This is a genomic window from Prevotella sp. TF12-30, assembly GCF_003436715.1.
GTDB lineage: Bacteria > Bacteroidota > Bacteroidia > Bacteroidales > Bacteroidaceae > Prevotella > Prevotella copri_A.
In genome coordinates this window covers 871-6,190 of the sequence record NZ_QSQJ01000069.1, presented here as the reverse complement: position 1 = coordinate 6,190, position 5,320 = coordinate 871, and the positions used below count along the sequence as shown (strand labels likewise).

Genomic DNA, 5,320 nt, shown 5'->3' with positions numbered 1-5,320 from the left:
CGAGGACTCAATTTGCTACCATAACGAAATGAGACAGATGGCAGCAATTAAAGATAGCATTGCTAATAGCCTATTTAAAGAGGCGAATGAAATTAAAAAGAAAATTAATCAGAAATAATAGACAACGACCATCTGGTACAAGCGCATTCTTCGCTTCGAATCGGGTAGGAGGTAAATGCTAATCATAAAAGGCAGTTGCTTCCTATTTTCACATTTACCGACCTCCCACACCAGGCTTATTAGGGACTTGCACCCATTAGAATAAGCTCATGCCGAGCGTACAATAAACTGTGTTAAACAATAATTATTATAGTTTAATACAGTTTGTTTTACACGCTTGCAATTGCTTTCTTTTACTGTTCGGCTACAAGCTATTAGTTACAGAGAAATGGAAAACAGATTACCGTATTTAGAATTATTTGATATTGTTTTAATATTATGGTACTCTATACTATGTTTGAGATGTAAATATGAATACGATAAATTAGAGCTATTATAAATTTCAATATCAAAATATTTATAATCAACGGTTCTAATGGTATTGCATTTTATCCTCTGTAACATATTTCGTATTGAATCAACTTTTGAATAGTTCCATCCTAAGTTTTTCAATAATAGATTAAAATTCTTGTTATCTAACCTTTGTGAGTTAGCTTTTTGAGTGACTCTTTCTCCATTAATTACTTTTTTGCTTATTATAATAATATCAACACTATTATTTTTATCATTAATATTAAAATTAACATAATTTTCTTTTTTTAAATTTATTGGAATAGAGTTATTAAATAAATTAGTAACATCAAAAAAAAGCTCTGCATTATTTTCAAAATTTTTTTTCATCCACAACACATCGCAACTCTTACTGTAATCACATGATTGCAGCAGTTGTAAAAGTATTAAACCAAGTAATATTTGCATTAAATATTTCATACCTGTTATTTTAAATTATTTCACAATTTTTACGTTTACCCAATTAAATCCTTGATATTTTTTGATTGTTTTGTTAATCTAATCAGAACCGACTTAGCTAAATTATCATCTAATGAATTGTATCTATTGATTAAAAAATCCTTCAATACAGAGAAGCTAATAGTCTCACCACAATCCTCAAATATCAGTTCTTTTTTATTAAAATGGATTATTGAATTTATAAAATTTGATTTTCTTTTTCCTATTATTTTAAATATATGCCCACTTTGGTCAACATATTTTTGATTATTGTAGTATTCTTCAAAGATACTATTATCGCCAGGATAATCCCATAAGTCTCCAATATGGGTTTCTTCCAAATCCTGTGAACTTAAATTACTTAAGGAAATATTAAGTATAGGGAATTGTATTGACATATTACTTGATTATTTATTCAAAAATTCTAAACAAAGCATACATTATAGACACAAAACCAACAACATATCCTTGAAGATAATTAATATAGTTTATTGTAAAACTCGGTGGGAAATTACGCCTGTCTTTGTATGTGATATTTAGGAATGTAATACCAAAGAATATTGCACAAATACTATCATATCTTTTAAATAAGATGGTTGTTATTCCTAAGCATATCATCAAAATTGAAAAAATCAAGTAAGTGCTATTTTTTATGGCACTTACCGACTTTTTGTGCTTAATAACAGAAAACATTATTGCAATTCCTGTTATAGACGCTAATATTCCCCAAAGACAAATATAGTTCATATTGTTTTGCTTTTATGTTATAACTAAAGAACGATTGGCTATTGAATTTATTGCGTTGATTTGCAGCATAATCAGAAAACGCACAATAATATGTCTAACATTTTTTCCATGTCTCACCAAGCAGAGATAACTTGGCGACACGCATATTCAAGTCATACACGTTTTTACGCCAAAGGTGTGTCTCTGCGTTCCTGCTCTCCATCCTGCTTCTGTCGCGCCATTCAAATAGGCCGATTACTATGGTACATCCTACGACGATGGTGACAATCGTTATGCCAAAAACCATCCATCGGCAGACATGCCCGGTCTGTTTCTTGTGTTCCATTTTGTTGCTGATTTTTTATAATTCTACTACATTTTGATATGATTTAATTTGTTTGAACTGGCAAAGTTACGGTTGGAATGTCACAATCAAGAATTTTCGCAGCATTTATAACAACTTTTATGGAATAAAGACCTTTATGGGAATGCGATGAAGATGGAGAGGGTTGCAATCATACAATTGGGCATACAAAGACCTTTGTATAATATCTTATAAAAAGGGACTGTGCCATTTCACACAATCCCTTTTTGAAAGAATTTTAATTAGTCTATATTGACTTCAGCTTTATAGCTCTGATAAATTTCTCCTCTATTATTGTATTTAAATAGAAAAGCCGAAATAACAGGCGATCCATAAATGCCAACCATTTTATCTTTTGGTAGGATGTCGCATCTTATCATTCCTTTATATGGCTCCGAAAAATTTGCTATATACATACAAGAATCACAAGTTTCAGGACCGAATATAGATAATAAAGCTTCAGAATATGTTGGAGCGTTCCAAATAAATTTTTTCTCTATTCGATAAGACCAGAGAATTTGTTTGGTCTGAGTATCAACCATATCTGAAAAAATATCCCAATCAAGATCATAAATCGAATCTGAAACACACAGTTCTTTTGAATGGTAATAAACTTGCAGAATATCAAATGCCATATTTATAGCTCTCTGCTCATTTTTATTACCATAAATGATATTCTGAGCTGCTATCGTCAAAGAAGCCCCCAAAATGCACATCAAAAAGAATATTCTCATAATGATTCTCATTTTATTTTAATATAATGAGCCTTTTTCCCCATGGAACTATTGTACTTCAACGAAGTTAAAGCCGATTCATTAAAAGGAATAATATTACCTTCTTTTGTATGGATCGCTTTATAATTTAACCTTTCTCCATAATTAAACCCTTGTTTGTTGAGTTCATTGCGGATTATATTCATGTTATCAACAACTGGTCCAGTTCCAAAAAGTTCTGTAGAATCATGATAGTCTCCACCTATTGTTGTATGATGAAGTTCATGTAAGAAGGTCATGCCAAAACCAAGCGTATTGCCATCTACACCAACAGCACCTTTAACCATGTTACTGATTTGCTCAAAACTGAGACCTATTTGAGTTCCAGATGTAACAGTACGTTTAGCATGATAGGATACTTCTATCTCGGTTTTGTTGTCAATCATTTTTATCAAGAAATTCCTTGCAGTTTTACTTCCTGCATCTATTTCTTTTCCTTTTTTGTTGGTAATCTTATTAACAATAGGTTTTCCTTCATCATTTTTAGCATATTGCAACTTGTTATCCTTGTCCAAACTGAGTTGTAATCCCGTTTGAGAAGCCAAATCTTTTATTACAGACTGAGTTGTTGACAATTTAAGTTGTTCATCAGCCAAACGAACTTTTGTCATATCAATTTCCATACCTGTAGGATCTGTATATTTCAGCGGATTAGAAATAACATAACAATACGTTGACACATTGGAATATTTTTCTTCTTTGGGATCTATAGAAAGCCAAAGACTCAACCTCGGATCATAGTACCTCGCTTCATAGTAATACAATCCTGTCTCCTCATCGAATTCCTTCGCATTGAAAAGATAAGGTGTATTCCAAATGTTGTTGCGCTCCTCAACGAACACTTCACCGAAAGGAACATACTCGATATGTTGCACCACCTCGCCATCAAGATTGGTGATGTAACTACTGCTACCCAAATGGTCTGGGTGGTAGTAGAACTGCATCTTCTCGTATGCGTCGCCTTCTTGGAAGTTATTCTTTGCAGCTCTCACCAAAGCTCGTGTCTGAGCAGCCTCCAAGCTGCCATCATTGCAGCAGAAGCCCTTGCCATCGACATAATCGTTGTTGTCCTCGCCATTGTACGGCACTGCAAAGGTTGCCTCCTTTTTTCCTATTTTATCTGTCATATTTATATTCATTTTTCCAAAATCACAAATTGTGACTTTGAACATTACCATATTTAACAGCATTCAAAGGTAGTGCTTTTAGCCTATAAGCCACTATTGCACAAACCCTTTCTATAAAAAGAACGTAAAATTAATAGTATTATTGCTGTGATTGTACTTTTAGTAATCGCTTCACTCGTTGTACGGTACTTACCCCTTAACCACTCAACTTTGCCACATCCCGAACGGAATATCCCTTGCGGAGCAGACTTATTACTTCCCTATATTCGGCTTTCATCTGTTCTTCCCTATTTTCCAAGCGACTTGAACATCTTGGTGATGCACTTTTTCTTCTGTTCCATGTTCGGATGAACATAGAGATTAAGGGTTGTTGTAATATTGGCATGACCGAGCAGTACGCTTACGGTCTTGTAGTCGCAGTTGCCTTCAATGCAGCGTGTCGCAAAGTTGTGATGCGCAGTGTACCATTAATCAGGTGAAACAAGAGCTGAATGCCACATCAAAAATTGTGCAGGACAAACTTCACGCAATGGATAATACACCTCTGAAGAAAGTAGTGACTCATCGCTTCGAGCCAACTTCAAAGTATGTTCTTCTTTTCATTGGAGGCTTGGCTCTATCTCTTGTCATCTCCATTTGGGGCAACCTAACTCAATGGCGAGAGCATCAAGCTTGGGAGGTAGCAGACTTGAAATATCGGGCATTGAAGATGGTTCTTCCATCTGACGACCCAAATGTTCGATACACCGAAAGTCACAATATGACTTGGCAAGAAACATGTCTTATTTGGTTTCATATATGAATTCTATTGTTTCATAGTGTTTCCTATATTCTTTTTTTAATTTTACGACCCTATTATTCTTATCATAAGTAAAGACACATGTATATGAAATAATGACGTCAGACATGTTTGGCTTATATGTATAACTATATTGAGTAATAAGACAATCCTTGACTATAATTTCAATACTTAACACATAGTCAACACTGGCATCAAGATATGTGTAATACTTATTGATATTTTGTATAGAAATCTTTTTTTGTTCCCCTATTGGCTTTGTAAATGACAAAATTTCGCTTGGGTCATAACTTGATAAAATATCAGCAATAACACATGCATCCTTATATATGACCTCGGGATATTTTAGCATTATTCCATAATCTGTTAGGCTATTAGATTGATTTAAAAATATCTTTTGACGCGTTTTGTCATCTGTGGACAATTTAATCAATCTACCCTTTTTATTATATACCCCGATTTTTTTCCCGTGTAGAAATAAACTTCTCTCTAACTTATAACCATTACTTAAAATGTTTACAACAGTCTGTGATTTCAATTCCAAACTGTTTAGAATTGAAATCACAGAAAGTATTAATATCGC

The 5,320-nt window shown here is 33.4% G+C and carries 4 protein-coding genes and 4 pseudogenes; 1 reads left to right on the top strand and 7 read right to left on the bottom strand.

The genetic code is table 11. The features are described 5' to 3' along the window. Positions 1–378: 378 nt before the first annotated feature. From DXD25_RS15635 to DXD25_RS15600, 6 genes and pseudogenes are all read right to left on the bottom strand, one after another. On the bottom strand, positions 379–930 hold the full coding sequence (locus DXD25_RS15635) for a hypothetical protein (protein ID WP_117664306.1): 552 nt from the start codon (positions 928–930) through the stop codon (positions 379–381). Positions 931–965: 35 nt separating this feature from the next. Beyond that, positions 966–1,346: a hypothetical protein gene (locus DXD25_RS15630; RefSeq protein WP_117664305.1), complete on the bottom strand. Its 381-nt coding sequence runs from the start codon at positions 1,344–1,346 to the stop codon at positions 966–968. A gap of 934 nt (positions 1,347–2,280) precedes the next feature. Beyond that, a complete protein-coding gene (locus DXD25_RS15615) occupies positions 2,281–2,784 on the bottom strand; it encodes a hypothetical protein (protein WP_089542656.1) in 504 nt (167 codons plus the stop codon). 647 nt (positions 2,785–3,431) lie between these two features. Further along, a pseudogene (locus tag DXD25_RS17570) lies at positions 3,432–3,908 on the bottom strand (RHS repeat domain-containing protein); the annotation flags it as partial. Between the two features lie 226 nt (positions 3,909–4,134). Then, positions 4,135–4,221: pseudogene (locus DXD25_RS17265) on the bottom strand (DNA resolvase); the annotation flags it as partial. Positions 4,222–4,225: 4 nt separating this feature from the next. Beyond that, positions 4,226–4,390, bottom strand: a pseudogene (locus DXD25_RS15600) (tyrosine-type recombinase/integrase); the annotation flags it as partial. 11 nt (positions 4,391–4,401) lie between these two features. Between DXD25_RS15600 and DXD25_RS17260 the strand changes: the two are divergent. Then, positions 4,402–4,695, top strand: a pseudogene (locus DXD25_RS17260) (hypothetical protein); the annotation flags it as partial. Positions 4,696–4,720: 25 nt separating this feature from the next. Here DXD25_RS17260 and DXD25_RS15590 read toward each other — a convergent pair. Beyond that, the coding region (locus DXD25_RS15590; protein WP_233522356.1) for a hypothetical protein at positions 4,721–5,320 on the bottom strand (600 nt) is incomplete at its 5' end.

Coding starts and splice junctions, on each gene's coding strand:
- DXD25_RS15635 (WP_117664306.1), bottom strand. CDS start 930: ATGAAATATTTAATGCAAATATTACTTGGTTTAATACTTTTACAACTG.
- DXD25_RS15615 (WP_089542656.1), bottom strand. CDS start 2,784: ATGAGAATCATTATGAGAATATTCTTTTTGATGTGCATTTTGGGGGCT.
- DXD25_RS15630 (WP_117664305.1), bottom strand. CDS start 1,346: ATGTCAATACAATTCCCTATACTTAATATTTCCTTAAGTAATTTAAGT.